Annotated in this window: 20 protein-coding genes; 15 read left to right on the top strand and 5 right to left on the bottom strand. The window is 68.7% G+C overall.

The window, feature by feature from the left end; all coding sequences use genetic code 11:
• Positions 1–163 precede the first annotated feature (163 nt).
• The gene (locus VGB24_RS00560; RefSeq protein WP_331071007.1) at positions 164–1432 is read left to right on the top strand and encodes a glucose-1-phosphate adenylyltransferase; all 1269 of its coding nucleotides are present in this window, start codon (positions 164–166) and stop codon (positions 1430–1432) included.
• Positions 1429–2682: a glycogen synthase gene (glgA, locus tag VGB24_RS00555; protein ID WP_331071006.1), complete on the top strand. Its 1254-nt coding sequence runs from the start codon at positions 1429–1431 to the stop codon at positions 2680–2682. Before VGB24_RS00560 ends, glgA begins: the two co-directional genes overlap by 4 nt.
• Position 2683: 1 nt before the next feature.
• Here the strand turns inward: glgA and ybaL are convergent, their stop codons facing one another.
• The gene (gene ybaL, locus VGB24_RS00550) at positions 2684–4465 is read right to left on the bottom strand and encodes a YbaL family putative K(+) efflux transporter (protein ID WP_331071005.1); all 1782 of its coding nucleotides are present in this window, start codon (positions 4463–4465) and stop codon (positions 2684–2686) included.
• 170 nt (positions 4466–4635) lie between these two features.
• Here ybaL and VGB24_RS00545 point away from each other — a divergent pair, with 170 nt between their 5' ends.
• The 6 genes from VGB24_RS00545 to VGB24_RS00520 all read left to right on the top strand — a co-directional run bounded on the left by VGB24_RS00545 (position 4636) and on the right by VGB24_RS00520 (position 11984).
• Positions 4636–7047 (top strand): ribonuclease H-like domain-containing protein, encoded by a 2412-nt coding sequence (locus tag VGB24_RS00545; protein WP_331071004.1) that lies wholly within the window; start codon positions 4636–4638, stop codon positions 7045–7047.
• Positions 7048–7145: 98 nt separating this feature from the next.
• Positions 7146–8222, top strand: a complete 1077-nt coding sequence (locus VGB24_RS00540; protein ID WP_331071003.1) for a hypothetical protein — start codon at positions 7146–7148, stop codon at positions 8220–8222.
• Positions 8223–8387: 165 nt separating this feature from the next.
• Positions 8388–9362, top strand: coding sequence for an energy transducer TonB (locus tag VGB24_RS00535; protein ID WP_331071002.1), 975 nt, complete (start codon positions 8388–8390; stop codon positions 9360–9362).
• A 32-nt stretch (positions 9363–9394) separates the two neighbouring features.
• Positions 9395–10222: an energy transducer TonB gene (locus tag VGB24_RS00530; protein WP_331071001.1), complete on the top strand. Its 828-nt coding sequence runs from the start codon at positions 9395–9397 to the stop codon at positions 10220–10222.
• 5 nt (positions 10223–10227) lie between these two features.
• The gene (gene pnuC, locus VGB24_RS00525) at positions 10228–10929 is read left to right on the top strand and encodes a nicotinamide riboside transporter PnuC (protein WP_331071000.1); all 702 of its coding nucleotides are present in this window, start codon (positions 10228–10230) and stop codon (positions 10927–10929) included.
• Complete coding sequence (locus tag VGB24_RS00520; RefSeq protein WP_331070999.1) at positions 10926–11984, top strand: AAA family ATPase; 1059 nt, start codon at positions 10926–10928, stop codon at positions 11982–11984. Before pnuC ends, VGB24_RS00520 begins: the two co-directional genes overlap by 4 nt.
• Before the next feature lie 73 nt (positions 11985–12057).
• Here VGB24_RS00520 and VGB24_RS00515 read toward each other — a convergent pair whose 3' ends face one another.
• Positions 12058–12312 carry a hypothetical protein gene (locus VGB24_RS00515; protein ID WP_331070998.1) on the bottom strand — a complete coding sequence of 85 codons (255 nt, stop codon included), beginning with the start codon at positions 12310–12312 and terminating at the stop codon, positions 12058–12060.
• A gap of 238 nt (positions 12313–12550) precedes the next feature.
• Between VGB24_RS00515 and VGB24_RS00510 the strand changes: the two genes are divergently transcribed.
• Positions 12551–13264: a hypothetical protein gene (locus tag VGB24_RS00510; protein WP_331070997.1), complete on the top strand. Its 714-nt coding sequence runs from the start codon at positions 12551–12553 to the stop codon at positions 13262–13264.
• Between the two features lie 349 nt (positions 13265–13613).
• Here VGB24_RS00510 and VGB24_RS00505 read toward each other — a convergent pair whose 3' ends face one another.
• Positions 13614–13784, bottom strand: coding sequence for a hypothetical protein (locus tag VGB24_RS00505; protein WP_331070996.1), 171 nt, complete (start codon positions 13782–13784; stop codon positions 13614–13616).
• Between the two features lie 199 nt (positions 13785–13983).
• Here VGB24_RS00505 and VGB24_RS00500 point away from each other — a divergent pair, with 199 nt between their 5' ends.
• From VGB24_RS00500 to VGB24_RS00475, 6 genes are all read left to right on the top strand, one after another.
• Positions 13984–14208 (top strand): hypothetical protein, encoded by a 225-nt coding sequence (locus VGB24_RS00500; protein ID WP_331070995.1) that lies wholly within the window; start codon positions 13984–13986, stop codon positions 14206–14208.
• Positions 14209–14296: 88 nt separating this feature from the next.
• Positions 14297–17350, top strand: a complete 3054-nt coding sequence (locus VGB24_RS00495; RefSeq protein WP_331070994.1) for an HD domain-containing protein — start codon at positions 14297–14299, stop codon at positions 17348–17350.
• A gap of 182 nt (positions 17351–17532) precedes the next feature.
• Complete coding sequence (locus VGB24_RS00490) at positions 17533–20598, top strand: VIT domain-containing protein (RefSeq protein ID WP_331070993.1); 3066 nt, start codon at positions 17533–17535, stop codon at positions 20596–20598.
• Between the two features lie 427 nt (positions 20599–21025).
• Positions 21026–22021 carry a hypothetical protein gene (locus VGB24_RS00485; RefSeq protein ID WP_331070992.1) on the top strand — a complete coding sequence of 332 codons (996 nt, stop codon included), beginning with the start codon at positions 21026–21028 and terminating at the stop codon, positions 22019–22021.
• A gap of 3 nt (positions 22022–22024) precedes the next feature.
• Positions 22025–22630 carry a hypothetical protein gene (locus tag VGB24_RS00480; protein ID WP_331070991.1) on the top strand — a complete coding sequence of 202 codons (606 nt, stop codon included), beginning with the start codon at positions 22025–22027 and terminating at the stop codon, positions 22628–22630.
• Positions 22631–22701: 71 nt separating this feature from the next.
• Complete coding sequence (locus VGB24_RS00475) at positions 22702–22914, top strand: hypothetical protein (protein ID WP_331070990.1); 213 nt, start codon at positions 22702–22704, stop codon at positions 22912–22914.
• A gap of 365 nt (positions 22915–23279) precedes the next feature.
• Here the strand turns inward: VGB24_RS00475 and VGB24_RS00470 are convergent, their stop codons facing one another.
• The gene (locus tag VGB24_RS00470) at positions 23280–24386 is read right to left on the bottom strand and encodes an aldo/keto reductase (protein WP_331070989.1); all 1107 of its coding nucleotides are present in this window, start codon (positions 24384–24386) and stop codon (positions 23280–23282) included.
• 477 nt (positions 24387–24863) lie between these two features.
• A complete protein-coding gene (purF, locus tag VGB24_RS00465) occupies positions 24864–26255 on the bottom strand; it encodes an amidophosphoribosyltransferase (RefSeq protein WP_331070988.1) in 1392 nt (463 codons plus the stop codon).
• Between the last annotated feature and the right edge of the window lie 623 nt (positions 26256–26878).

The following is a 26878-nucleotide window of genomic DNA, read 5'->3' as shown; positions in this document are numbered from 1 at the left end:
GGGCCTCAGGATGACAGGTCTCGACGCGTCACACCTGCAGAAGCGTGACAACACCGGGCCCGGAGGCATGTCGGCGGGGCGCGGCGGCTGGTACTTTGCAGCTAGCACGGGCATCGCCGCCCTCGGACGGGCGGCCGTTCCTCACTTCCGGCTTTCTCGTTCCATGGACCGAGTTCTTGCAGTGATCCTGGGTGGCGGCGCAGGCACCCGCCTGTTCCCGCTGACGGCGCAGCGCGCCAAGCCCGCCGTTCCCCTGGCGGGCAAGTACCGCCTGGTGGACGTGCCCATCTCCAACTGCATCAACTCCGGGCTCAACCGCATCTTCGTCGTCACGCAGTTCAACTCGGCCAGCCTGAACGACCACATCGCCCGCTCGTACCTGTTCGACCGGTTCCGCGGCGGGTTCGTGACGGTGCTGGCGGCCGAGCAGACGCCCACCTCCGAGCACTGGTACCAGGGCACGGCCGACGCGGTGCGCCAGAGCAACCTGCACATCCGCAGCTACGCGCACGACCACGTGCTCATCCTATCGGGCGACCAGCTGTACACGATGGACTACCGGCTGATGCTGGAGCACCACAAGCGCACCGGCGCCGACGTCACCGTGGCCGCCACCCCCGTCACCGCCGCCGAGGCGCCCGGCTTCGGCATCCTGAAGACCGACGCCGAGCACCGCATCACCGAGTTCTACGAAAAGCCGCCCCTCTCCGAGCTGCGCGGCAAGGAAAGCCCGGTGGAGCCCGCGCTGGAACGCGCGGGACGCATCTACCTGGCGTCGATGGGCATCTACATCTTCGACTGCGACGTGCTGCAGGAGCTGCTGGACGGCCACCGCGAGGCCAACGACTTCGGCAAGCACATCATTCCGTTCGCCATCCAGGAGCGGAAGGTGGTGTCGTACCCGTTCAAGGGATACTGGAACGACATCGGCACGGTGCGGTCGTTCTTCGACACCAACCTGATGCTCACCGACCCGCAGCCGGCGTTCAACCTGTTCGACGAGCAGATGCCGCTGTACACCAACGCGCGCCTGCTTCCCCCGGCCAAGATCACCCGCTCGCGGATCGACGCGTCCATCATCGGCGAGGCCTCGGTGATCATCGACAGCGACATCACGCAGTCGGTCATCGGCATCCGCTCGTACCTGGGCGCGCGCACCCGCGTGCACCGCACGGTGATGATGGGCGCCGACTACTACCGCTGGGAGGACCCCGGCAGCCGCAACCGGGTGGAGGGACCCCCGCGCCCCGGGGTGGACGAGGACTCCATCGTCGAGGGCGCCATCATCGACAAGAACGCCTCCATCGGCCGGAACTGCGTGATCACCAACGTGGCGCGGGTGGTGGAGGGCGAGGGCCCGGGCTTCTTCATCCGCGACGGCGTGGTGGTGGTCGTCAAGAACGCCGAGATCCCGGACGGCACAATCATATGAGCGCGCGCGCCCTGCGCATCGCGCAGCTCACCAACGAGTACCCGCCGCACGTCTACGGCGGCGCCGGCGTGCACGTGGAGTACCTGGCCCGCGAGCTGGCCCGCGCCGAGGGCGGCGCGAACCAGGTGCAGGTGCTGTCCTTCGGCGAGCAGCGGCACGAGGAGGGCAACCTGCGCGTGCACGGGGTGGCGCCCGCCCTTCGCCTCCCCGCGCGCGACCCGCGCCACGAGCGGCTGCTGGATGCGCTGCTGCGCGACCTGGCCATGGCCGGGGCGGTGGATGCGCCCGACGTGGTGCACTGCCACACCTGGTACTCGCACCTCGCGGGGTGCCTGGCGCGCCCGCTGACCGGCGCGCGGCTGGTGCTGACCACCCACTCGCTGGAGCCGCACCGGCCCTGGAAGGTGGAGCAGCTGGGCACCGCGTACGATGCCACCACTTGGATCGAGCGCACCGCCTACCGCAACGCCGACGGTGTGATCGCCGTTTCCCGCGCCATGAAGGACGACGTGCAGGCGCTGTACGGGGTGGACCCGCAGCGCGTGCGGGTGATCTACAACGGCATCGATCCCGACGAGTACCAGCCGCGGTTCGATCCCGGCGGGCTCCGCGCGCTCGGGGTCGACCCGGATCTCCCGATCATCCTCTTCGTCGGCCGCATCACGCGGCAGAAGGGCATCCTCCACCTGGTCCGCGCCATCCGGCACCTGCGCCCGGGCGTGCAGGTAGTGCTGTGCGCCGGCGCCCCCGACACGGAGGAGATCGGCCGCGAGATGGCGGCGCTGGTAAGCGAGGTGAAGCGCGACGCGCCGGTGCCCGTGGTGTGGATCAGCGAGATGCTGTCCAAGGACCGCATCATCCCGCTGTACTCGCACGCCGCCGTCTTCGTCTGCCCCTCGGTCTACGAGCCCTTCGGCATCATCAACCTCGAGGCGATGGCGTGCGAAACGCCGGTCGTCGCCTCGGCCGTCGGGGGCATCCCCGAGATCGTGGTCCCGGGGGAGACGGGGACGCTCGTGGCGTTCGACGCGGAGGGCGGCGGCTCGGCGGAGCCCCGCGACCCGGAGGCGTTCTCCCTGGCGCTGGCGACCGCGGTCAACGAGCTGATGGATGCGCCGGAGCGGCGGGCGGCCATGGGGCGGGCGGGCCGCGAGCGCGTCCTCGCTCAATTCAGCTGGCGAGCCATCGCGGAGCAGACGCTGGAGTTCTACCGCGAGCTGCTGGAGATGCCGGGGCGCGCGGAGCCCTGATTCAGGGCAGGACCCCGCTGCCCGGCTCATCGCGGCGGCCCGTGTGCGGGTCCGGCAGCTGAAGCGTCTCGGCGGCGATCGCGGCCATGTTCTCGTTCACCCCGAAGGCGCCGAACGCATAGCGGATGATGGCCAGGGCCAGCTCCCGCTCTCCCACCACCGCCCGGCCCACGCCCCGCCGCTCCAGGTGGGCCCGCTCCTGGTCGCTGTGCGTGCGGACGACGGTGTCGATGTGCGGGTTCACCTTGCGCGCATGGTCCAGGATCAGCCGCGCCTGGAAGGCATCGGGCGCGGAGACGACGAGAAGGCGCGCCCGCTCCAGCCGCGCGTGGTGAAGGATGCCCGGGCGGGTGGCGTCGCCGAACAGGGCGGGCATCCCCCGCGCGCGCAGCGCCTCTACCTCGCCCCGGTTCTGCTCCACCACCACGTACCGGATGCCCTGCCGCTCCAGCGCGCGGGCCACCGGCGCGCCCACCCGGCCGTGCCCGATCAGCACCACGTGGTCGCGAAGCGCCGCCTCGTCGACCCCCGTCGGGAGCTCGCCCAAGGCGCCCGCGGGCCGCTCCAGCAGCTCGGCGATCCGGGGGCTGGCGCGCACCCAGCGCTCCAGCCCCGCCGCCGCGGCAAAGGCCAGGGGGTTGATGGTGATGGAGATCAGCGCGCCGGCCAGGATCAGGCTGGTCCCCTCGGCCGGAAGCAGCCCCAGCGTGCCGCCCAGCCCGGCAAGGATGAAGGAGAACTCGCCGATCTGCGCCAGGCCGGCCGTCACCACCAGGGCGGTGCGGGCGGGGTAGCGGAACGCCAGGACGACGACGAGCGCCGCGAGCGACTTGCCCACCACGATGATGGACAGCGCCGCCAGCACCTGCAGGGGCCGGCGCACCAGCACCGAGGGATCGAACAGCATGCCGACGGACACGAAGAAGAGAACGGCGAACGCGTCCTGGAAGGGAAGGGCGTCGGCGGAGGCCTGGTAGCTCAGGTCCGACTCGCTGATGACCACGCCGGCGAAGAACGCCCCCAGCGCGAACGACACGCCGAACAGCCCCGCCGCGCCCACCGCCACGCCCATCGCCACCGCCAGCACACTGAGCGTGAACAGCTCGCGCGACCCGGTGTGCGCCACGCGCCCCAGGAGCCAGGGCAGGGCCCGCCGTCCCACGATGAACATCAGCGCAAGGAACGCCACCACCTTGCCCAGGGTGAGGGCCACGGCGAGGCCCACGCTTTCGCTGCCCGCGGTCGCCGGCGTTCCGCCCAGCACCCCCGCCACCGCGGGCAGAAGCACCAGCGCCAGCACCATGGCCAGGTCCTGCACGATCAGCCAGCCGACGGCGATGCGTCCCTCGGCCGAGTCCACCATTCCCTTCTGCTCCAGCACCCGAAGCAGCACCACCGTGCTGGCGACGGACAGCGACAGCCCGAACACCAGCCCCTGTCCCCACGGCCAGCCCCACGCGCGGGCCAGGAGCGCCCCCATGGCCGTGGCGGCCACGAGCTGCGCCAGGGCGCCCGGAACGGAGATCTTTCGCACCGCCAGCAGGTCGTCGAGCGAAAAGTGGAGGCCCACCCCGAACATCAGCAGGATCACCCCGATCTCCGCCAGCTGCGACGCCAGCGCGGCGTCGCCCACGAACCCCGGCGTGAACGGCCCGACGGCCACCCCCGCCACCAGGTATCCCACCAGCGGAGGAAGGCGCAGGTGGTGGGCGGCGACGCCCAGGACGAAAGCGAGTCCGAATCCAACGGCGACCAGGGCGATCAGCCCCGTTTCCTGGTGCATCGTGGCGCTTTTTCTGGTGGATGGCTGGTGTGGACCCGCGTTCCGCCCGTGCCGGGGCTGACTCGAAGGCCCGTTGCTACTTAACTTCCATCCCGCGTTCGCGGCAAGCCGATTCCATCGCTCGGAGTGCGACGCAGCGATCCGCCCCAGCCATCCTCTCGCCCATCCAGATGAACCCGGAGCCTGACCACATCGCGGACTCCGCATCGGCGGCCAGCGCCCAGGCCACGCGCGAAGACGAGTGGCTGTGGGGGTGGGATCCCACGCCAGGGATCGTCTCCGTGTGGGCGGAGCCGAACGGACGGGCGATCGTGTGGCGCCGCCTGCCGGACACGGGCATGCTGGTCCGGGAAGACGAGCGCTACCGGCCGTGGATCCTGCTCGACCGGCTGGATGACCTGCGCCACGTCGGCTCCTCGCTCGCCCCTGAAGGCACGCCCGACGGCCGCGTCTGGTTCCGCGAGCTGGAGGGTCCCGGAACGCTACGCTTCCTCGTCTCCGCCCAGGAGGGCAGGGCACTCGCCCAGGCCGTGCTCCACGGCGCGTCGCGGCGCCTGGGCCGGCAGGTGGGGCACCTGCGCGAGCTGGGCGGCGCCTGCGTGCTCGCCCTGCCGCCGGAGGAGCAGTACCTGGTGGCCACCGGGCGGACGTACTTCCGCGACCTGGCCTTCCACCAGCTCCACCGCCTGCAGTTCGACCTGGAAACGACGGGGCTCGACCCGTCGCGCAACCGCGTGTTCATGATCGCCGTGCGTTTCACGGACGGCAGAACGCAGGTGCTGGAGGCGCGCGGGGAAGGTGACGCGGCGGAGGCGGAGCTGATCCGCGAGCTGGTGGAGACGGTGCGCGACGCCGATCCCGACGTCATCGAGAACCACAACCTGCACGGGTTCGATCTTCCCTTTCTCGCCACCCGCGCGCGCCGGCTGGGCGTGCAGATCGACCTGGGCCGGCTGGGCGGATTCGGCCTGCGGGAGCGGGCGGCGCGGCGGGGGACGGTGGACTCGCGCGACGCATCGCGACGTGTCCGCTTTCTTGCGCCGGGGCGCGAGCTGATCGACACGCTGGACGCGGTGATCCGCTACGACTTCGCGTCGCGCGACCTGCCGGGGCACGGGCTCAAGGCCGTCGCCAGGCACCTGGGGATCGCCGCGCCGGACCGCGAGTACGTGCCGGGAAGCCAGATCTACACCGTCTATCGCACGGACCCCGAGCGCATCCGCCGCTACGCCACGGACGACGTGGAAGAGGTGGCCGGCCTGGCGCACCTGCTGGGCGGCGCGGCGTTCGCGCTGGCGCGGATGGCCCCGCGCCGGTACGAGCGGCTGGCGGATGCGGGCCCCGCGACGGGGGTCATCGACCCGCTGCTGGTGCGGGCCTACCTGCGCGCCGGCGCCGCGCTCCCCGCGCACCAGGCGGGGGACGGCACGCCCCACAGCGGCGCCGCGCTGCACCTGTTCGCCACCGGCGTGGCGCACCGCGTGGTCAAGGCCGACGTCGCCAGCCTGTACCCGTCGCTGATGCGCGCCTACCGCATCGGGCCGGCGCGGGACTCGGTGGGCGCGCTGCTCGCGCTCGTGGACCGGCTGGTGGAGCAGCGGCTGGCCGCCAAGGCCCGCGGCCGCGCGGCGCCCCCGGGCTCGGCCGAGCGCCACACGCACGAGGCCATGTCCGCCGCCATGAAGCTGCTGGTGAACTCCGCGTACGGCTACCTGGCGGCGGGCGGCGAGCTCACGCGCTTCGCCGACGTGCACGCCGCGAACGAGGTAACGCGCCGGGGCCGCGAGATGCTGGGGATGATGTGCCGCGAACTGGCCGCGCGCGGGGTGACGCTGCTGGAAGCCGACACGGACGGCGTGTACTTCGCCGTCCCCGAGGGCTGGACCGAGGCCGAGGAGCGGCGCGTGGTGGCGGAGGTCGCCACGCTGCTGCCGCCCTTGGTGCAGCTGGAGTTCGACGGGCGCTATGCGGCGATGCTTTCGCACGAGCCCAAGAACTACGCGCTGCTGGGATACGATGGCACGCTCACGCTGCGCGGTGTCGCCTTCCGCAGCAGCCGCGCGGAGCCGTACGGCGAGGCGTTCCTGCGAGCCGCGCTCCTGAAGCTGTTCGCCGGAGACGTGGGCGGGGTGCGCGACACCTATCTCGCCACCGTCACCGCGCTCCGCCGCCGCGAGCTGCCCACGTTCGACGTGTCTTCGCGCGTGCGGCTGACCAAGTCGCCCGCCCGCTACGCCGAAACGCGCGAGACCCGCCGCGAGCTGGCGTACGAGGCGCTGCTGGCCAGCGGGCGAACGACGTGGCGGGTCGGCGAGCGGGTGCGGGTCTATCGCACTCAGGGCGGCGGCGCGTCGGTCGTCCCCTCGGCGGACGAGGACGCCGCCTCCAGCGCCGACCCGCGCGACTACGACGTGGCGCACTACGCGCGCGTGCTCCGCACCACCTTCGCGGCGCGCCTGGCCCGCGCGCTCACTCCCGCCGACTTCGCCGCCGTCTTCGCGGATGCGGACCAGCTGTCCCTTTTCGCGCCATCCACCGCCACCATGCGCCCCGTGCTGCAGACGCTCGCCGTCCCGGCCTGAGCGGCCGATCCGCCGGCGATCGTGCCAGGGGTCAATCGTGGCATGGGGAATGCGCTCGCTCCGGCGCTCTGGTCAACGCCTAGCAAGGAGACGGACGTATGGATCAAGATCGCAACGATGGTGGCTTCGGCGACAACAGCGGCACTTCCGGCACCTCCCGGGACCTGAGCGCGTCGACGGGCGGAAGCACGGGCGGCGGCCTCGGTGGCTCGACGGGCAGCGGACTGGGTGGCTCCACCGGCGCGGGATCGACCGGCGGATTGGGCGGCTCGACCGGCGCAGGGTCCACTGGCGGACTGGGCGGCTCGACTGGGGCCGGCTCGACGGATGGTGGGCTCGGTGGGTCCACGGGCAGCGGCCTGGGTGGTTCGACCGGCGGGCTGGGTGGTTCGACGGGCAGCCTGGGATCGTCGGGTGACCTGGGTGGCGCGTCCGGCACCGCGAGCTTCGGTGGCACGGAAGACGACTTCGGGACGGCTGAAACGACGTACCAGCGGCACTACGCCACGGTACCGGCCACGCCCGCCACGGGCCCGTCCACGTACGACGAGGCGCGCACCGGGTACGAGCTGGGCCACCGCGCCGCGGCCAACCCCACGTACTCGGGCCGCGACTTCAACGAGGTCGAGGTGGACATCCGCCGCGACTACGGCGAGGACAAGGAAGGCCGCTACGAGCGCATCCGCGGCTTCGCGGCGCACGCGTACGATTGGAAGATGATCGTGGGCGGCATCGCGCTGGCGGCGGGCGGCTGGTGGGCCGGCCGCAAGCTGTACGAGAGCCTCCGCGACATCAGCGAGGAGGAGGAGCAGGAGTGCCGCACGTACTACGAGTCGCACCCGGTGCGCACCACGGGTGTGCCGTACGACCGGGCGCGCACCGTGTACGTGGTGGGCTACGCCGCGGCTCGCAACCCGGAGTACGCCGGGCGCAGCTTCGACGACGTGGAGCCGCACCTGCGCAGCGGCTTCAGCGGCTCGCGCGCGGCGAGCTACGACTCGCTGCGTGACTTCGCGCGCCGCGGCTATGAGCGCGGCACCTCGCGCTCGAGCGGCGGAACCACCGGCACGGGCACGGCCGGCACCGGTGGATACGGCTCGACCGGGAGCACGGGCACCGGCGGCGGGACCGCCGGCGGCACCGGCGGGTTCGGGACGGGCGGCACGACCCTGTAGCCGCCGGGATAGGAAGCGAAGCGCCCGCCGGGAGCCCTCCCGGCGGGCGCTTCGCTTTGTCGGTAGACGATCGATCTCGAGGTATCGCGGCGGATGGGGCCGTTGACGCCGGGCAGGCGATGGTGCAACCTCAACGGCCTCACCTCCCCCCGTACACCAACGCAGATGCGATTCCGCCACCTGTTGCCCGCCCTGGTCCTGGCACTCCTGTCCGCGCTGCCGGCCGCCGCGCAGTCCGACGATGAAGCCGCCTACGAGTTGAGTGCGGTCACGGTTCGGCCCCGCCCGCTGAACGTGGCCGAGCTGCAGACAGAGCTGGAGCGCCTGTATCCCCCTGCGCTGCGCGACGCGGGGGTGACCGGCTCGGTGCAGGTACGGTTCAGGGTGAACACGGACGGAACGGTCAGCAGCCTGGAAATCACCAGCAGCACAGACCGCCGATTCGACGCGCCCACCCTCGCGGCCGTGTCGCTACTCCGCTTCTCTCCTGCCGAGGTGGACGGCCGGCCCGTCCCCGTCTGGGCGGAGCTCCCCATCCAGTGGCAGATCGCGGGGGAGCCGGTTGGACCGCCACCGCCCCGTTCGGCGCCACCACCGGATACCGGCGGGCCGCGGCCGGATTCGGCGACACCCTCCTGGCCGGCGGTGCCAGCCCCGCCGACCGGGTCCGGCACACCTTCCCCGCCCGGAGCGCCGTCCACCGGGGTCAGCGGCTTCGTGTGGATGGCGGCCGGGATCGCGGCGACCCTTCTGCTGGTCGCCCTCGCCTGGGTGGCCGGGCTGTTCCGCGGCGCCGGCCGGGAGCCGGCCGATGCGTTCGGCGGCACGCGCGTCTACGAGGAAGCCGAGTTGGACGTCCAGCCGCACCTGCTGAACCCGGAAGCGCTGGCCGACGCCCGGTACGATCTTCCCACGGTGCTGCGCTACGCGCGTGCTTCCGGCCGGGTGATGACCAGCTTCGTGGTGGACGCCCACGGGCGCACGGGCGAGGTGCGGGTCGTGAAAGCCAGCCACCCCGAGCTCCACGAGCCGGCGCTGCGAGTGTTGCAGGGGCTGCGGTTCAAGCCGGGGCAGGTGGGCGGGCGGTCGGTCGCGGTCCGGGTATCGCTCCCCATCGAGTGGGACACCCCGGGGCGGTAGCGGTGCGCCCGGCTGCCGCGGCGGAGAAACAAATGCTATCATTCCATCGTCACGGCTGGTCCCGCTCCCGCGCTGCCAAACCACTCATGATGAACATCAAGGTCCCGATCGTCGGTGCCCTGCTGGGTTTCGCATCGCTGCCCGCGCTTGGGCAGGCCACGCCGGCGGTGCCCGCTGACAGCGTCTACGAGGCGCAGTCGGTGACCGCTCTGCCGCGGCCTCTGAACGTGGATGAGTTCGCCGCCGCGCTGGCTGCCTCGTATCCGGGCGGCACCCCGGATGCCGGCGTCGTTCCGTCGGTGCACGTGCGCTTCATCGTGGACGCGAATGGCACGGGGCGGGGGTTTCAGATCATCACCAGCACCGACAGCGCGCTCCACGCGCCGGCGCTGGCGGCGCTCTCCGTCCTCCGCTTCGCGGCCGCGGAGATCGACGGCCGCCCGGTCCACGTATGGGTGGATCTCCCCCTCCAATGGCAGGTGCCCGCGCCGGTCCCGCAGGCCCCTGCGGTCGATGCCCCTCCTGCTCCGGAGAGGGACATCGTGGAGCGCATGCCCATGATGCTCAACCTACGCTCGCTCAGGGACGCGATGTACCGTGAGTATCCCGAGTGGCTCAAGTCCGCTGCATCGCGTGGGACGGTCGTCGTTCGCATGCGGGTGAGCCCCGAGGGGATCCCGGGGGAGGCGGTGATCAGGTCATCCACGAGCCCGGAGTTCAACGAGGCCAGCCTTCGCGCCGTACGCGTCGTCCGATTCCGTCCGGCCGCACTCGACGGCAGGGCGGTCGCGGTGTGGGTGGAGCTTCCGTTGCAGTGGGAGCCCTGGACAACGACGCCAAACCGCGACCAACGGCGATAGGGGCCGTGAAATCGGCCCCCTTCCGCCAGACCGCCGTGCTGGCATCGTTGACGGTGGCGGTCAGCATCCTGGCGGTGGCCGGCGTGCGGCTCGGTGTGTCGTCGCCCCTGGAGGCGGCGAGCGTGGTGACGGGCGCGGTGTGCGTGTGGATGGCCGTGCGCGAGAGCGTCTGGAACTTTCCCCTCACCCTCATCAACGCCTCCCTCTTCAGCGTCGTCTTCTTCGGGGCGAAGCTGTACGCCGACTCCGGGCTGCAGGTCGTCTACTTCGTGCTCGGGATCGTCGGCTGGTACCTGTGGCTGCACGGCGGTGAGCACAAGACGCCGCTGCGCATCTCCCGCGTTCGCCCGCGCGAGGGCATCGCGGTGGCGGCGGCCGGCGTCACGCTGACGATGGTCCTGTGGGTCACGCTGCGGCACGTGGGCGGGAGCGCATCGTTCTTCGACGCGCTGACGACGAGCATCTCGCTCTGCGCCCAGTGGATGCTGAACCGCAAGCACGTGGAAAACTGGTACGCGTGGATCGTCGTCGACATCATCTCCGTCCCGCTCTATGCGTACAAGGAGCTGTACCTGACGGCGGCCCTGTATGCCGTCTTCCTGGTGATGGCCACCATGGGACTGCTGCACTGGCGCGCGACGTGGCGCAGCCAGGACGGCGATCCGGTCGCTCCGGCCGGTGGCGCCCTGCACGGGGTGCCGGCGTGACGCTGGGGTTGGTCGTCGGCAAGTTCTATCCACCGCACCGGGGCCACAAGCACCTGATCGAGACGGCGCGCCGCGGCTGCGACCGGCTGGTGGTGATGGTCCCGCATCATCCGTCCCAGACGATCTCCGGTGCGCTGCGATTGGCGTGGCTGCAGGAGATCCATCCCGATTGCGAGATCCACCTGGTGCCGGACGAGCTGGGCGACGACGTGGAGGAATGGTCGCGCTTCACGGTCGGGCACCTGGGGCGCGCGCCGGACGTGGTGTTCAGCAGCGAAGGCTACGGCCCGCGCTTCGCCGGCTTCCTGGGCTGCCGGCACGTGATGGTGGACCGGGACCGCGTGGCGTTCCCCGTCTCGGGCACCGCCATCCGCGCGGCGCCGGTGGAGCACCTGCAGTGGCTGGAGCCCTGCGTCCGCGCGTACTTCGTGCGGCGCGTGGTGCTGATCGGCGCGGAGTCCACCGGCAAGACGACGCTCGCGCGGATGCTCGCGGCGCGGTTCCAGACCGTGTGGGTGGAGGAGTTCGGCCGCGAGTACTGGCAGGCCAAGCTGACGGAGGGCGCCCCGCCGGACGGCCCGTCTCCCGCGCCGGCGGCGGGCGGGCGATCGTCCGCCGAGGCCGAGGCGGAGCTGGCCGCGCGTGCAGCGGCGCTGGAGTGGACGAGCGACGAGTTCCGGCACATCGCGGCGGAACAGCAGCGCCGCGAGGATGAGCTTGCGCGCGTGGCCAACCGGGTGCTGCTGTGCGATACGAACGCGTTCGCCACGGCCACCTGGCACGAGCGCTACATCGGCCACCGCGACGCGGCGGTGGATGCGATCGGCCGGTGCGACCGCGTGCACCTGTACCTGCTGGCCTACCCCGACTTTCCGTTCGTGCAGGATGGATGGCGCGACGGCGAGTCCGTCCGCGATGCGATGCACGCGCGCTTCCTTCATCAACTCGGGGCGCTCGCCGTTCCCGTCGTCAACCTGCGCGGACCGCTGGATGCGCGCCTGGCCGATGCCAGCGCCGCCATCGACGCGCTGCTCGCGAAGCCGTTCGATCCCTGACGGCCCGTAGAGATGCGAAGAGGCCCGGCGATGCGCTCGCCCGGCCTCGTTCGTCATCCGCCGATCCGCCGCGTCATTCGCTCAGGACGACCACGCTCTGCACGATCTTTCCATTCCGCACGATGGCGTAGCCGCTGTGCTTGCCCAGCTTCTTCCAGGTGTTCGACGGGTTCTGGAACGCCCACATCTCGTCGCCCTCTCCGGCGTCGCGCTTCAGCTTTTCCCACGCCATCTTTATGCGCAGCGCCGCCATGGGCGCCAGGTTGCGGTGCGTGGCGATGGGGGCGTTCTCGACGCGCTGGGTGAGCCACTCGGGAAGAATCTTCACGGTCGCGAGCCTTGGGAAGGGGAGGGAGGGTCGGAGGGGGCAGGGGGCAGATTGCGTTCCATACCTCGGCACGGCGGGCGCGGTTCCCGTCTACCTGCGCCTCTGCCCCAGAAGAGCCCCGGGGCCTGTTCCGCGCCGGGGCTCTCGCTGCTGCTACCGCGCCACGTCGGAACTGTCCGCGCGGAGTGGGGGTAATCGTTTGTTTCCCAGTCCGGGGCACCACCACCGATATCAGATCATGAAAATCTGCCTTCGTCTGCTTTCCGTGTCCTTTTCCGTGCTCGCCTTGTCCGGCGTGGTTCGCCCGGCCCACGCCCAGGAGTGCGTGGGCCTGCCGGGCGGCCGCGGCATCCTTTCCGTGGGGCTGGAGGGGACGGACGGCGCCACCGGCTCGGGTGTCGCCTTTGCCTACCAGACGCCGCGTGCGTCCGTACAGCTGCAGCACCGCGCCCTCGACGACTTTACCGTGGTGGATGATCTGCGCACGACCGACGTGCAGGCGAGCGTCGGGCTGCCGGGGGTCCGGCTGCCGGTCTGCGTCACGGCCGGCGTACAGCGGACGGCCTACGACGACACCCGGCACGAAAGCACCGAATGGACCGGCCAGGAGCCCGGCCGCCTCATCGAGCGGCACCGCATCGGGGGTCCGTACCGGCGGCAGCGCGTCCCCGTGGGCGTGAGCATGGGCCGCGAGTTCCGCGTCGGGTCGCGGGTGTCGCTGGTGCCGTTCATCGCCCCCGCGGTGGTGTTCGAGCGCGAGACCTACCGGCCGGAGACCGGCCCGGCACAGACGCGCAGCGCCTGGGGACTGGGTGCGAGCGGCGGCGTGGCGGCCTCGCTGGACTGGTTCGTTCTGCGGGCCTCCCTGTCCCACACGGCCACGCACGAGTACGCGCTCTCGTCGAAGCACAACCACCCCACGATTGCGCTGCACGCCGGCGTGCGGTTCTGAGCGCGCCGGGCTGTCGCTGAGCCGGCATTCAGGCGTCCGAACCCGGCCCCCGCACCTGTCGGGGAGCGCGGCCCCGGCGATCCATCGCCGGGGCCGTTCGTCATCCTGCTCCCGCCGCAATTGCGAATGCGCGGCACCGCCGCAACTTCCAGCGTCCGGCAGAAACGGAGCGGCCCTGTCGTTTCTCTCTCGCCTTTCTGCCGGGCGCGCGCTCCCGACGCTCTCGCATCCCATCCGCCACACCCGCCCAATGCCCCGAGACGCCATGTGCAGACCGGCCGCCCGCGCTCTGCTCGCCCTGCCGGCATTGAGAGCCCCGGCGGGTCGTCCGCACCGGGGCTCTCGCTGCTCACGCGGCCAGCCGCCGCACCACCTCCTGCGCGCCCTTCTTGTAGAGCGTGATGCACACCAGGGCGCCGTCCGGGGCAATCACCATCCAGTTGCGGTCCCGCTTCTTGATCGTCCACACGCCGGGTGGCGGCGGCGGGGGAGGGAAGGGCGACTTCGGCTTGCGAGGCATGGGTCGGCTCCGTGTCTCTTGACCCTCGGGCCGCGGCAGGGCACCTTTGGCGAGCGAGGCGGCCTTCGGGTCGGTTCGTGAACGAGGCTGGTCGAGACTTCGTGATGGGAGAGTCGGCCGGCCTTGCTTTTAGCCCTGCTGGATACAAATATACTGACGAGGCTGTTCGCGGTCAGTAATTTTATCGCCAGAGGAAGACATGGATTTCAAGACCGCCACCGACCGGCTCTCCGCAGCCAAGATCACGGCCGACGATATCGCCGAGGCATGCGGCGTGGTGCGGAACAGCATCGCGAGAGCGCGGCTGGACCCATCGAGCCCGGCCTACCGCTCGCCGCCGCAGAACTGGAGGCCGGTTCTCGCGCGCTTGGCACGCGAGCGGATTGAAGAGTTGCGCGCGTTTGTGCAGGAGATGGAGTCGTAGAGTGCCCGTGTGAGGCATTGCACCGCAGGCTCGTGGGCCGTAAACATTCCTCACTCCGTTTCTATACCTCCGAATCCAATACGCTGAGATGCGACTTCCCAAGCGGCTTTCTTCCCGGCTGAGCATCGACAAGGGTCTCGAAGCGAAGGTGTACGCAACCATAGAGGAGTTTGAGCCGTGGATCAGCTCGGGTGGCCAGAGACCAACTTTCTTTCCTGATTACACCGACCATAGTATCCGCCATATTGAAGAGGTTCTGGAGACCGGTTCGGATCTGATTCGTGCCGAGGCATGGAAGTCTTTTACTCCCGCAGATGCAGCCATATTGGTCGTAGCGGCTTTATTGCATGACTCTGCGCTCCATCTCACGAAAGAAGGCTTTGAGGCGCTGGTTCGCCCGGGATCACGTTGGTTGCCTCTGCAAGGGTTCTCAGATAAGCCGTGGTCGGAACTATGGGCAGGCTTTTGCTCGGAGGCCCAACGATTCAGCCCACAACAGCTGTCAACGATCTTTGGCGATTCACAGCCTGCTCCGATACCAGATTTAGACGATCTCATCCTTGACGGGCGAACTCGTCGGCTCATCGGAGAATTCCTACGAAGGCATCATCCGCGACTTGCACATGAGATAGCTCGGATCGGAGTGCCGGGTCCCACGGGGACCTTTCTTTCTGTGCGACTCTCGGCGGATCATGCCGAGATAGCTGGCCTGGTGGCGCGCAGTCATGGACATCCTGTGCGTGAGATGCTGCCGTACTTGAAAGGCCTTTACCACAACCGAGTTGCCCCGCTAGGGATCCATGCTGTCTTTCTAATGGTGATCCTTCGTGTAGCGGACTACCTGCAAATTCAGGCATCACGCGCGCCTGCAATTCTCGCGAACGTTCATCGAATCCGAAGCCCCTACTCGGCAACCGAGTGGAACGTCCATGCATCTGTTCGGGATATCCGTGAATCTGAAGATGACCCCGAGACGATCTTTGTTCATGCAGTTCCAGGGGATGTCAAAACCTTCCTTCGTCTGAAGGATTGGTTAGCATCGTTGCAACAAGAACTTGATCAGTCGTGGGCTGTTCTGGGTGAGGTATTTAGCCGACAAAGCGTTGCTGTGCAAAAGCTTGGAATAAAGCTTAGACGGATCCGATCTAACATCGATGACGTGCCGTCGCTGGCTGAACTCGTGCCCTTTGTACCTAAGCGTGTAAATTTTTCGATCGCTAGCCCGAGCGTGCTTAGTCTTCTTATCCGCCCGCTGTACGGTGAGCGGCCGGAGATTGGAATCCGGGAGTTGATCCAGAATGCCGTCGATTCTGTTCGGGAACTAGCGAATTTGAAGGAGCGCGGTTTAGTTCCATTGGGGATTGAATATTCGGCGATTGAGAGTGACGTAGAGTTGTCGATTGAGCAGGTTGGTGATGAGATTTTCCTCACGGTATCGGATCGTGGTACAGGGATGACTCCCGAAATCGTGACGGATTATTTCCTGCGGGCAGGTGTCTCTTTCCGTAGTAGTAGCGCATGGCGAGAAGCGTTTGTTGACGTTAGTGGCCAATCATTGGTAATGCGATCAGGACGATTCGGTGTGGGAGCACTGGCAGCATTCCTGCTCGGCGACGAAATCGAAGTAAGTACGAGGCATTATAGTGTCCCTGCGAATCGTGGAATAAAATTCAGAGCGGGCCTGCACACCGACCCAGTTGAGCTATGCTGGTGCGAGCGGCCTGTTGGGACATCAATCACCGTCACGCTGTCGTCCCAAGCAGCACAACAACTCTTTACGGGACAGAACGGGCGATATCGTTACACACCTGCTGATCAGTGGGACTGGTATTGTCTCGATAGTCCGAAGGTGATTCGCAGGATTGAGCCGGATGGCCGGACGTTGCGTCAGCGTCACATTGTTCCCGCGCCCGGGGAGGTGGCATCCGGAGATTGGCGCCACATACATGTTCCTCGGTTTTCCGATGTTTACTGGACCTTTGGGAATACGGCACCGGCGCTGACATCAAATGGAATCATCATCCATGAGGAGGTCAGTCCGTTCGGTGACAGATCGACTCATTCGCGGGGGTACTTCAACCGTGAGCGGGACATCCTTCTCTCCGACACGAGTCCATACGCGTTCCGTGCGCCAGCCGTGGCGATCTACGATCCTGATGGGTTTCTCCCGCTCGATCTGCGGCGAGAAACGCTTACGCACGTGCCTGGGGATCTCTCTACAGCACTGCTCGAAGATGTTAGTCTCGATTACCTCGGCCATTCCGCCCGCTGCGCACCAACGTTTCCGTTTTTTGAAACAGGTAACTGTTCGTGGTGCATGGGAATGGACTATCCAGGGAGTTGTGCCCCGCGGGCACGAGTCCGTCCTTTCTGGTGCTGGACTCCACAGGGATATGTCCTCAACGAAGCAAGCACTTTATGGGAAGCAGATGTAGAACGGATAGTTTTTTATCCGGTCCTGATTGAGAGCAAATCGGCTCGTGCAGGTGGTGCAGAATTGTGGGAAGGGAACAATGTCGTGGTAGTACCCGTTCCGATGATCTTGGATGAATATGCCGAAGGACCCGACGAAGAGGACGATGAGGAGACGAGATTTGGGACTCTGACCTACCGACGTGCCTATGCTGCCTTCATCCGACGTACTACAACAGACCTGATAGTAAGCCTTTCCCACCGCGCTGGCGGTGAGCCATCTACGTCGAATATACTCCTTCAGGCCTATGAGGTTAGAGGACTGATCGTGTACAGCGATTCTGAAGCACGATCAGAACTGGATGACTACCTTTTAAAATCTGATATTGAAGGGCATGTCGCCCATTTCTCGCAGTATGAATTTGCCAGCCGTTATGTGATCTCGATTGGCAGCTTGGAACACGGCGCTGATGATCCGGGTCCATCATTCACTTTTTTAGGCCGTACGCGGCCGTTCCCAATTGTTGAGGTTAGCGTCCGCCGAAGAAGCGATTGTCCACACCGGGCGGTGCTGCACCAGCAGTGGGCCGGAATCTCACGTACCTTATATCTCAGCCGCGATGCGTCTACATCCGTTTCCCCGAGCGACGAATATCCTCGTGTCGCCAGTTACATCCGGGCTCAAGAAGAATCCAAGATTTACAACCGAGATGCACACGATCAACGATGATAGTATCATGAGCCTACTGCCTCAGATCTTTGAAGTGCCACGGCTCAGACATACCTCCACGGTTAGGAGAACGGGCGAGAGGCTAGTATCCTCCCGCGCGGTGTTATTTCCGCGCCCGGCCCGTTCACCACGCTCAAGGCGGGGAATCCCGCCCGCCACGCCTGCCCGATGCCCGGTCCACCATGCGAAAACCCGCTGTTCCCGTCCTGCTGGCCCTGCTGACCCTCGCCGCCGCGGCTCCACTCGCGGCCCAACGCACCCCGGCCCCCATCGCGCTCTCCGATCCTGACGGGCAGGAGCTCGTCATCGAAGAGCTGAACGTGCGGGCGGCGGTGCAGGGGGTGTTCTCGCTCACCGAGATGGAGATCGTCTTCCGCAACCCGCACGGGCGCCGGATGGAAGGGCGGTTCACCGCCGTGCTGCCGGAGGGCGCCACCGTCAGCCGCTTCGCCAAGGAGGTGAACGGCCAACTCATGGAGGGCGAGGTGGTGGAGCGGCTGCGCGCCAACCGCGTGTACGCCGAAATCCTTCACCAGATGCGCGACCCCGCGCTGCTGGAGCAGGACCAGGGCAACCGCTTCAGCGCGCGCATCTTTCCCATCGAGGCCAACACCACCGTGCGCGTGGTGCTGGGCTACACGCGGCTGCTCCCGCTGGAGGGCGGCGTGCGCAGCTACCGCGTGCCGCTGCGGGGGCTGCCACGGATCGGGATGATGCGGGTGACGGCGCACGTGCAGCCGCTACCGCACGAGGCGCAGGTGTCGGCCACGCTGGCGGGCCCGCCGGGAAGCCGGATGGTGGATGGACGGACGCTGGCGTGGGAAGACGAGAGCTTCATCCCCACCGAAGACCTGGAAATCCGCTGGAGCCCGCGCCCGGACGCCCCGCGCGAGTACCTGCTGCGCGCCGGGCCGTACTACCTGGCCGGCGTGCGGCCGGACGTGGCCCCCGCGCGCCCCGCGGCGGCGGACACGCGATGGGTGTTCCTGCTGGACACGTCGGCCTCGGCCGCGGAGGGGATGGACCACCGGCTGGCCGCGCTGAGGACGGTGCTCGCGGCGCTCCCGGGCGGACAGGTGGAGCTGGTGGCGTTCGACCAGCAGGTGGCGCCGCTGGGCACCTTCCGCACCCCGGCCGAGGCCGCCCGCCGCGTGGAACCGCTCGTCCGCGAGCGCGGGCTGCTGGGCGGCACCGACCTTCACGCCGCACTGGCCGCCATCCAGGCGCGTGCCGCGCGGCAGCCATCGACGCGCTTCGTGCTGGTGAGCGACGGCGCCGCGACGGTGGGGCAGACGGCACCAGCCGAGATGTTCCGCCCTCTGGACCGCATGGCCGCGGGCACGCAGCTGAGCGCGCTGGTGCTGGGCGCGCGCGAGGACGCGGGGGCGCTGCGCCAGATCGTTCAGGGGCGCGGGCGCATCGTCCGCGTGCCCTTCACCGAGCAGATGGAGAACCGCGCCCGCGCCGCCGCCGCGCGCCTGGCGCTGCCGCCTGGGCGCACCGTGCCCGTGCGAGACGCCTCGGCGGACGCATTCCATGCCACCGGCGCGGAAGACGTGCAGGCGGGTGGGGAAGTGCTGGTGCTGGGCCGGCTGCGCGGGGGCGAGCAGACCCGGCTGGCGGTAGACGGCGTGCGCGTGGGCACCGGCGTGCGCCTGGACGAGGACTTGTTCGGACCGCTGCTGGTGCGCGAGTTCCACCGCGCGCACCTGGAAAAGCTGCAGGAAGAAGAGCGCTACGCCGATGGCGACGCGGCCCGCCGCCGCCTGGCCGAGGAGCAGGTGAAGCTGAGCATCGAGCACCGGGTGATGGTGCCGCGCACGACGATGCTGGTGCTGGAAACGGAAGCCGACTACGTGCGCTTCGGGATCGACCGCACGGCGCTCGCGCAGATCCTGGTGGTGGGCCCGCGCGGAATCGAGCGGCTGGACCGCCGCCGCGCGCCGCGCCTGGCCCGCGGCGATTCCGTGAGCACGGTAGCGGCCGACACGGTCTCGGCCCCCGAGCCGGCCGAAGGAGCGCAACCCGGCGCGCTCGCACTCGAAAACGTGGTAGTGACGGCTGCGGCAGGTGAGGAGCGCGAGGAAGCCGAGCGGAGGCCACGCGCCTCCGCGGGTGCCCCGCCGCCGCCCGCACCCGTGTCCGCGCCGCCCCCGGCCATGGCGCCTCCTCCACCGCCCCCGCCGCCCCCGGCCGTGGCGCCCCCGCCGCCGCCCCCGCCGTTGCCGGCGTCAGCGCCCCCGCCAGCCGCGCCGACGACGTGGGTAGGCGCGCGCCGCTTCCGCCTAGGCGAGGTAGACAGCCTTCGTGCGCGGCTGACCGCCAACCCGCGCGACCGGGCGCTGTACAACCAGCTCAGCGAAGCGCTGGCGGAGGCCGAGCGCTGGCGCGAGCTGCGCGAGGTGGCGTTCCGCTGGCAGCCGATGGACCCCGACAACCCGCAGGTCTACGAAAGCCTGGCGCTGGCCAGCCACAGCCTGGGGATGAGGGACGAGGCCGTCCGAGCCACGGGATCGCTGGTGGAGGTGGCGCCCGGAAAGCCCGAGATGCTGCAGCGCGCGGCGATGCTGCTCTGGCGCGTGGGCGCGCGCACGGCGTGGGAAGCGCCGGCGAGGCGCGCGGTAGAGATGCGGCCGGACCTGCCCAACCCGCGGCGGACCTTGGCGCTGCTGCTCTGGCAGGCGGGCCGCCTGGAAGAAGCCGCGCAAACGCTGGAGCAGGCGCTGCAGACGCCGGTGGACCGGTGGTACGGCAACGCCACCGCCGTGGTGCGCGACGAGCTGGGCTACGTCTACCGCGCCTGGATGCGCGCCGAGCCCGGCCGTGAAGCCGAAATCCGGCGCCGCGCCCGCGAGCACGGGGTAAAGCTGGACCCGCCGGACCGCCTGCGCATCACCATGACGTGGGACACGGACGGCAACGACGTAGACCTGCACGTGGTCGATCCCGCCGGCCACCACGTGTACTACGCGCAGAAGGAAGCCCCCAGCGGCATCCGGCTGCTGGAGGACATCACGCAGGGCTTCGGCCCCGAGGTGGTGAGGACGGACCGCGTACTGCCGGGCGCGTACCACGTGGGCGTCAAGTACTACAACGCGGGCCCCATGGGCGTCAGCCGCGGGATGATCGTGGTGATGGAACCCGCCGGCACCGACGTGCGCGTGCGGATCGAGCCCTTCCGCCTCCTCCCGGACCGCGGGGACGTGCAGCCGGTGCTCACGCTGAACCCGGCGGATCGCGAGCGATAGCCTCTGCTCGGCACAGTCCGCGGGAGGAAAGCCCCGGCGCGGCCCGTGCTGGGGCTTTCTTTTGCTGACACATCATCAGTGAGACAATGGGTTACTCCGCAAGGGCGCAATTGCTCGGAGAAATGTTCTGAAGGTACATATTGTACGATCATTAAACGACTATCTTGACATCGGGGCGGCCAGCTTCTATCTTGAGGTCGCTTACTCCTTCCCGCTGCTGCATCCAGTCTCCGGCCCGTCCTGCCCACGGCGCCGCATCCGGGACAGCTCTCCCATACACCGCGAGCAACGCCTTCCGATGTCGACCGAACCCCTGCGCATCCTCGATCGTAAACGTTTTTTCCGCCGAATACTGTTGGCGTTCTGCGCCCCCTTGGCTGCGGCTTGCGGTGCCGAAGCACGGTCGGCGGAGCCGGATGTCGTGCGGTTGACGGCGACGGTCGAGCACACGCGGTCGCTGTCGCCGTCGAGGGTGGGGCTCTCCTCGGCGAACAGCATCTCGCTGGATTCACACGGGCGCATCTACATAGGCGACGGCTCCGACCACAGCATCAAGGCCTTCGGCGCCGACGGCGTGCAGGGGGCCGTGATCGGCACGGCGGGTGCCGGGCCCGGAGAGTTCGTCGCGCTGCTCTCGGCCGGGGTCCTCGCCGACACGGTATTCGGATGGGACGGCACCTCCAACCGGCTTACCATGTTCAGCGGCAACGGCAAGTACGCGCGGACGATGGCGCTGCACCGGGTAGGCCGCCCGCCGTACTCGCGGATGCGGGCCATGGACGACTCGCTCCTGGTCGCCAGCGGATGGGTGCTGGGGGTTCACGAGCGGCCGCTGGTGGAAGTATTCGACCGGCACGGCCGCAGCGTGGGCACCATGATGGACGTGGAACGCATGCTTTCGCCTGCCAATCCCGAGCTGCTGCGGCACACCTTCGTCTTCGCCGACGGCCGCGACGGCGTGGTGTTCTCTACGCTGCACGGCTACGACACCATCATGGCCTACTCTCCCGAGGGGCGTCTTCTCGGCGCTGGGCGCATCAACCTGGAGAACCACGAGCCCGTCCTGGACCTGTCTCGGCTACTGGCGCGGACTGGCAAGTCGCTCCAACGCCCGGACGGCAGCTGGGCGCAGGACCGGCACTTCGCGGTGCTCAAGCTCGTCGCCCTCGACGACGGCCTAGTGGCCGTGCAGTACGGCCTGCTGCAGTTCGAGCACGGCACCGACCTGATCTCGGAAGGCGGTCCCGTCGTGGTGATGCGCCTGGGCGCGGACGGGGTAATCCGCCGCGTGACGCAGGTAGAGTCGCCGGGCGCGCTGCTGGGCCGCACGGAACGGGGCCATGGCTTGATCCTGCGGTGGAGCGGAAGCGACCTGGAAAAGCTGGACCTGTTCCACCTCACCGTTGCCCCGGAAAAGGCGTGAGTCATGACCATTCCTGATCGTTTCAAGAAGGGACTTTTCGGGCTCGTCGCCGTCGCGGGCGGCCTGATGTTCGGCTCCGCCGCGAGTGCGGCTATGGGCGCCGCGGCGGCCCATAAGACCAGCCCGCCCCGCGTGACCGCAGAAGAGCACAGTGCCGCTGCCTATGACCGCGCCACGGTGCGGTTCACCGGGCGCCTGGCGCCCACGGCCGTCGCCGCAGCGAGCGGCCTGCCGTCGGAAACCACGGTGCTCGTGGCCATGCGCGGCGCCGACCTGGCCACCTGCGAAGACATGGGACGACAGCTTCGAGAGCTGTACCGTGCGGTGCCGGACGAGCCGGGGTGGGGAATGGCCATTCTGATCGACTCCGCGGGCCAGGACGATCTGCGCCGCTTCCTGGCGAAGGAGCGCATCCCGCGGGTCGCCATCGTGGTCGCGGATCCCACCCGGCTCATGGCTGACGGTACCCCGGTGGCCACCCCGGCCGCCCTCGTGACCGATCGCCAGGGGCACATCCAGGCTGGGGTTTCCCATCCATCACGCTTCAAGAACTTGCGGGGCCGCTCCTTCGCGCAGGAGCTCCCTCTGGATAGTCCGGGCTCTCGCTGAGCCCGTTGGCTGGTAGGTTGGGGTGCGTCATCCTGAAGGTCCTCACAAATCCTTATCCCACTGGAGTAGCCATGAAGAAGATCCTGAACTCGAGTCTGCGCGTGTACGTCGCGCTCTTCGCCGTTGCCGGTTCGTTCGCCTTCGCCGCCCAGCCGGCCACGGCCTTGGAGCCCGCTGGCTCGAAGGGCTGCTGGTACGAAGCGGGCAACCCCCCCGCCTGCGACATCTGTGGTTGGGATTGCACGGCGGGCCAGGCGTGCTGCGGCATCAACGCATTTCTGTAACACCGAGCGGTCGTCGTCATACTAATTGGTACCCGGCGCACACCCAACCGCCGCAGCATTGACGCGGCAACGCCGGCATCCACAAGAGGATGCCGGCGTTGCCGCGTCCGTGGACGCGGGCCCCAGCGAAGTCACGCGCGCAAAATGGCCCGGAATCCCTCGCCTAGACCGTTGCCGTGATCGCGGGTACGCTGCGCGTCAGGACGTCGCCCGGTTCGAGAAAACCTAGGTGCCCGCCTAGCAAAACCTGACAGGTCCGTGCGCCGTGCCACGGGCAATACGATCATGGTGGGTTTCGCCCGCAAGCGAAGCGCCCCCAGACGCATCCGCATCCGGGGGCGATCTCTTGCGCATGGCCCTCGCCGTCAATCCGCCGCGGCGGTCTCCAACTCGGGCGCAGGGGCACCGGGAAAGCCGTCGTCGGCGTAGCGGTACATGGGGCCAATGGGCTCGCCGTCGCGCTGCATGGTGCCCTTGTAGCGCATGTGGTCCTCGTGCACGCCGAAGTTGGTGCGCTGAAGCTCGGCGATGCGCGCCAGGTCGTCGGCCGAAAGGTCGGGCAGATCGCTGGCGGCCGCGAACTCCTCCAGCTGCTCCACGTTGTAGATGTTGGGCAGCGTCGTCACCACCGCGGGCGAGGCCAGCAGCCACTTGAGCGCCGCCTGGCCGATGGTCATCTCGCGCCCCTCGTGCAGCCAGCGAAGCGACTCCAGCTTCTTGAGCCCGTTCACCAGCCACGAGCGCGGGCGGTGGCGCCGATGGTCGTTCTTGGCGAACTCGGTGTCTTCGGTGTACTTGCCCTCCAGCATCCCCGACGAGTGCGTCACCCGCACCTGGATGCCCGTCGAGCCGGTGCGTTCGGCCTCTTCCGTCAGGTTTTGCCCGGGGAAGGGCTCCAGGATGTTGTTGATCAGCTGCAGGCTCTTCACCCGGCGGTGGCGGATCAGGTCCATCCCCTCGAACAGGTAGCCGTTGGAGGGGCCCAGCGCGCCGCCCCACGAGCGCACCTTGCCCTCGTCCTGCAGCCGCTGGAAGGTCTCCCAGATACCGTCGTCAGGAACGTGGTCTTCCTTGACGTTGTGGAAGGCCAGCACGTCGATGGTGTCCGTCCCCAGCCGCTGCAACTGCTTCTCCACCGCTTCGCGCAGGAACGCGGGATCGGGATTGTGGGGAATCTCCTGCTGGCCGCGGCGCGCGTCGGGGTGGTTGTAGAAGTCGTAGCCCACCTTGCTGGTGATGGTCACCTTGTCGCGCCGGCCGGCAAACGCGCGGCCGACCAGCTCGTCCGCGCGACCGTTGCCGTAGGTATCGGCGGTGTCGAACAGGGTGATGCCCAGGTCGTAGGCGCGGTGGAGCAGCGCGATGGCCTCGTCGTCGGTGAAGTCGCCCCACCACCCAGCGGCCAGGGTCCACACGCCGAAACCTACTTCCGAGGTGGAGATGTCGGTTCCGGGATAGGTACGATATTTCATGGTGCCTCCATCAGCTCGGCGGTCGAGCGGTCAGTCGATTTGGGGATGCGGATGCGGCGGAAGCGTGCCGTCGCATGCACCGCAGAGTAGCCCCGGGGCAGGCAAGCGGCAAGAAGGAGAGTCCCTACGCGATGTAGGACGCACGGCAGCAGGCAGCCGCACGGATACCAACGTGTCATCCCGACGGAGCGGCCACAGGATAGCTTCCGCCCGCGCAACACTCGGCAGCGACCGAGGGATCCGCCACACAGTGTGCGAATCGCCCCGAGGCCCGTTCCGGCACAATCCCTTCTATTCGTCGTTTCGCCCGGCAGACGCAACGCCCGGGTGCATCGGCGGGGTTGAGCGCGCTCCGGCGAATGTGTGGCGGATCCCTCAGTCGCTGCGGGCGGTGGAGCGAGTGCAGGTTCGCCGGGGCCGCTCCATCGGGATGACATCGGCGCGCACTCACGCACTCACGCACTCACGCACTTCCCCTCAGCAGTGCGACGACATCGCGAACCCGGCGCCGGCGTCCACGAGGGGAGCGCGATAGTCCCCCGTGAAGCAGGCGGTGCAGTACGTCTCGCCGTTCTCGCGCACGGCGTCCGTCATCCCCTCGGGGGAGAGGTAGCCGAGGGAATCGACGTGAAGGTACTCACGGATTTCCTCGACGGTCTTTCCCGAAGCGATCAGCTCCTCCTTCGTGGGCATGTCGATGCCGTAGAAGCAAGGCCAGCGCACGGGCGGCGAGGCCAGGCGCAGGTGCACTTCCTTCGCGCCGGCCTCGCGCAGCATGTTCACCAGCGCGCGCGACGTGGTGCCGCGCACCAGCGAGTCGTCGATCACCACCACGCGCTTGCCCTGCAGCACCTCGCGCACGGGGCTGAACTTCATCCGCACCTTGAAGTCGCGCCCGGCCTGCGTGGGGGTGATGAAGGTGCGGCCCACGTAGTGGTTGCGGATCAGCCCCAGCTCGAAGGGAATGCCCGACCGTTCGCTGTAGCCCACCGCCGCCGAGTTGGCGCTGTCGGGAACGGAGATGACGATGTCGCCATCCACCGGCTGCTCCTCGGCCAGGCGCCGGCCGAAGGCGCGGCGGGCGCGGTCTACCGTATAGCCCCACAGCCGGGTGTCGGGGCGGGCGAAGTACACCAGCTCGAAGACGCAGGGCTGCGGCTCGGCGACGAACTTGGGGAGGTGCGTGATGCTTTCGATCTCGCCATGGCGGATGCGCACCAGCTCGCCCGGCTCCACGTCGCGGACGTACCGGGCGTGCATGATGTCGAGCGCGCATGTTTCGCTGGCGAGCGCCAGCCCGCCGCTGGGCAGCGCGCCGATCACCAGCGGCCGGTAGCCGTACGGGTCGCGCGCGGCGTACAGCGTGTCGCCCACGGTGATCAGCACGCAGTACGCGCCCTCCACCTGCGAGAGCGCATCGACGATCTGCTCCTCGGTGGACGGGGCGCGCGAGCGGGCGATCAGGTGAACGATCACCTCGCTGTCGATGGTGCTCTGGAAGAGCGCGCCCTCGTCGAACAGGCGGTCGCGCAGCAGGTTGGCGTTGGTGAGGTTGCCGTTGTGGACGAGCGAGACGACGCCGCCGCGGAAGCGCTCGCGGATGGGCTGCGCGTTCTTGAGGCCGGCGCCGCCCGCGGTGGAGTAGCGGATGTGGGCCACCGCGACGTCGCCGGGAAGCTCGGCGATGTCGGTTTCCTTGATGGCGTCGACCACCAGCCCCGCCTTGCGGACGCGGTGGCTTTCGCCCGTGGCGCTGTCGAACGACGCGATGCCGGCCGCTTCCTGCCCGCGGTGCTGCAGGGAGTACAGGCCCAGGAAAGCGAGTTGTGCGGCCTCGGGATTCCCGGAGACCGCGACGATTCCACACATTCGGCTTTCTCGATCTGCTGGACACGGCGGGGCAACGGCTGCGCCCCGAACCGAGATTGTACACGCGACCGCGGCGGAGGTGCGCCCCACCCCTTGGCCTCCTCACCGCACAAGCCACGTGCATAGAGGGGAAGAGCGGCACCAGACGGAGTCACCCCGGCCTGTCATCCTGAGGCCCAGGCGCACCATACCTGCCCGCACGTCACCCTACGCGGGCCGAAGGATCCAGCCGGGCGTCACTTTCTAGCGTGGGCGCGACAGCGGCACGGACCCGTGGGGTTGCCGGCCCCTCCCCCGGCCCCTCCCCGCACAAACTGCGTGCGGAGAGGGGAGAACTTCGGATGGGGATCGCTGGCTCCTGCGCATGCCTCGGGCGCCCCCCATCCCCAACCCTTCCCCCGCAAACTGCGCGGGGGAAGGGAGCCAGCCCGGCGCAATGGGCGGCGCCCGGTGCGCGGGCGGAGGCTGCTGGCGGGTCGCGGTGCGCTTCGAATCAGGCCGGCGCATGCCCCGGCTGCCCTCTCCCCCGGCCCCTCTCCCGCAAGCGGGAGAGGGGAGAGTTCGCTCGCGCTTCGGCCGGTGCGGTGTGCGTGCTGTTGAAGCCCCGAACGGTGACGCGACAG

It is taken from the genome of Longimicrobium sp. (assembly GCF_036399935.1).
Taxonomy (GTDB): Bacteria; Gemmatimonadota; Gemmatimonadetes; order Longimicrobiales; family Longimicrobiaceae; genus Longimicrobium.
The sequence above is the reverse complement of the archived record's forward strand: the minus strand, read 5'-3'. Positions and strand labels throughout refer to the sequence as shown.

Bases quoted from the DNA above. Each gene is read 5' to 3' on its own strand.
- VGB24_RS00545 (WP_331071004.1), top strand. From the start codon at position 4,636: ATGAACCCGGAGCCTGACCACATCGCGGACTCCGCATCGGCGGCCAGC.
- glgA (WP_331071006.1), top strand. From the start codon at position 1,429: ATGAGCGCGCGCGCCCTGCGCATCGCGCAGCTCACCAACGAGTACCCG.
- VGB24_RS00490 (WP_331070993.1), top strand. From the start codon at position 17,533: ATGCGAAAACCCGCTGTTCCCGTCCTGCTGGCCCTGCTGACCCTCGCC.
- VGB24_RS00495 (WP_331070994.1), top strand. From the start codon at position 14,297: ATGCGACTTCCCAAGCGGCTTTCTTCCCGGCTGAGCATCGACAAGGGT.
- VGB24_RS00540 (WP_331071003.1), top strand. From the start codon at position 7,146: ATGGATCAAGATCGCAACGATGGTGGCTTCGGCGACAACAGCGGCACT.
- VGB24_RS00480 (WP_331070991.1), top strand. From the start codon at position 22,025: ATGACCATTCCTGATCGTTTCAAGAAGGGACTTTTCGGGCTCGTCGCC.
- purF (WP_331070988.1), bottom strand. From the start codon at position 26,255: ATGTGTGGAATCGTCGCGGTCTCCGGGAATCCCGAGGCCGCACAACTC.
- VGB24_RS00535 (WP_331071002.1), top strand. From the start codon at position 8,388: ATGCGATTCCGCCACCTGTTGCCCGCCCTGGTCCTGGCACTCCTGTCC.
- VGB24_RS00470 (WP_331070989.1), bottom strand. From the start codon at position 24,386: ATGAAATATCGTACCTATCCCGGAACCGACATCTCCACCTCGGAAGTA.
- ybaL (WP_331071005.1), bottom strand. From the start codon at position 4,465: ATGCACCAGGAAACGGGGCTGATCGCCCTGGTCGCCGTTGGATTCGGA.
- VGB24_RS00560 (WP_331071007.1), top strand. From the start codon at position 164: ATGGACCGAGTTCTTGCAGTGATCCTGGGTGGCGGCGCAGGCACCCGC.
- VGB24_RS00530 (WP_331071001.1), top strand. From the start codon at position 9,395: ATGCTATCATTCCATCGTCACGGCTGGTCCCGCTCCCGCGCTGCCAAA.
- VGB24_RS00510 (WP_331070997.1), top strand. From the start codon at position 12,551: ATGAAAATCTGCCTTCGTCTGCTTTCCGTGTCCTTTTCCGTGCTCGCC.
- VGB24_RS00505 (WP_331070996.1), bottom strand. From the start codon at position 13,784: ATGCCTCGCAAGCCGAAGTCGCCCTTCCCTCCCCCGCCGCCGCCACCC.
- VGB24_RS00500 (WP_331070995.1), top strand. From the start codon at position 13,984: ATGGATTTCAAGACCGCCACCGACCGGCTCTCCGCAGCCAAGATCACG.
- VGB24_RS00475 (WP_331070990.1), top strand. From the start codon at position 22,702: ATGAAGAAGATCCTGAACTCGAGTCTGCGCGTGTACGTCGCGCTCTTC.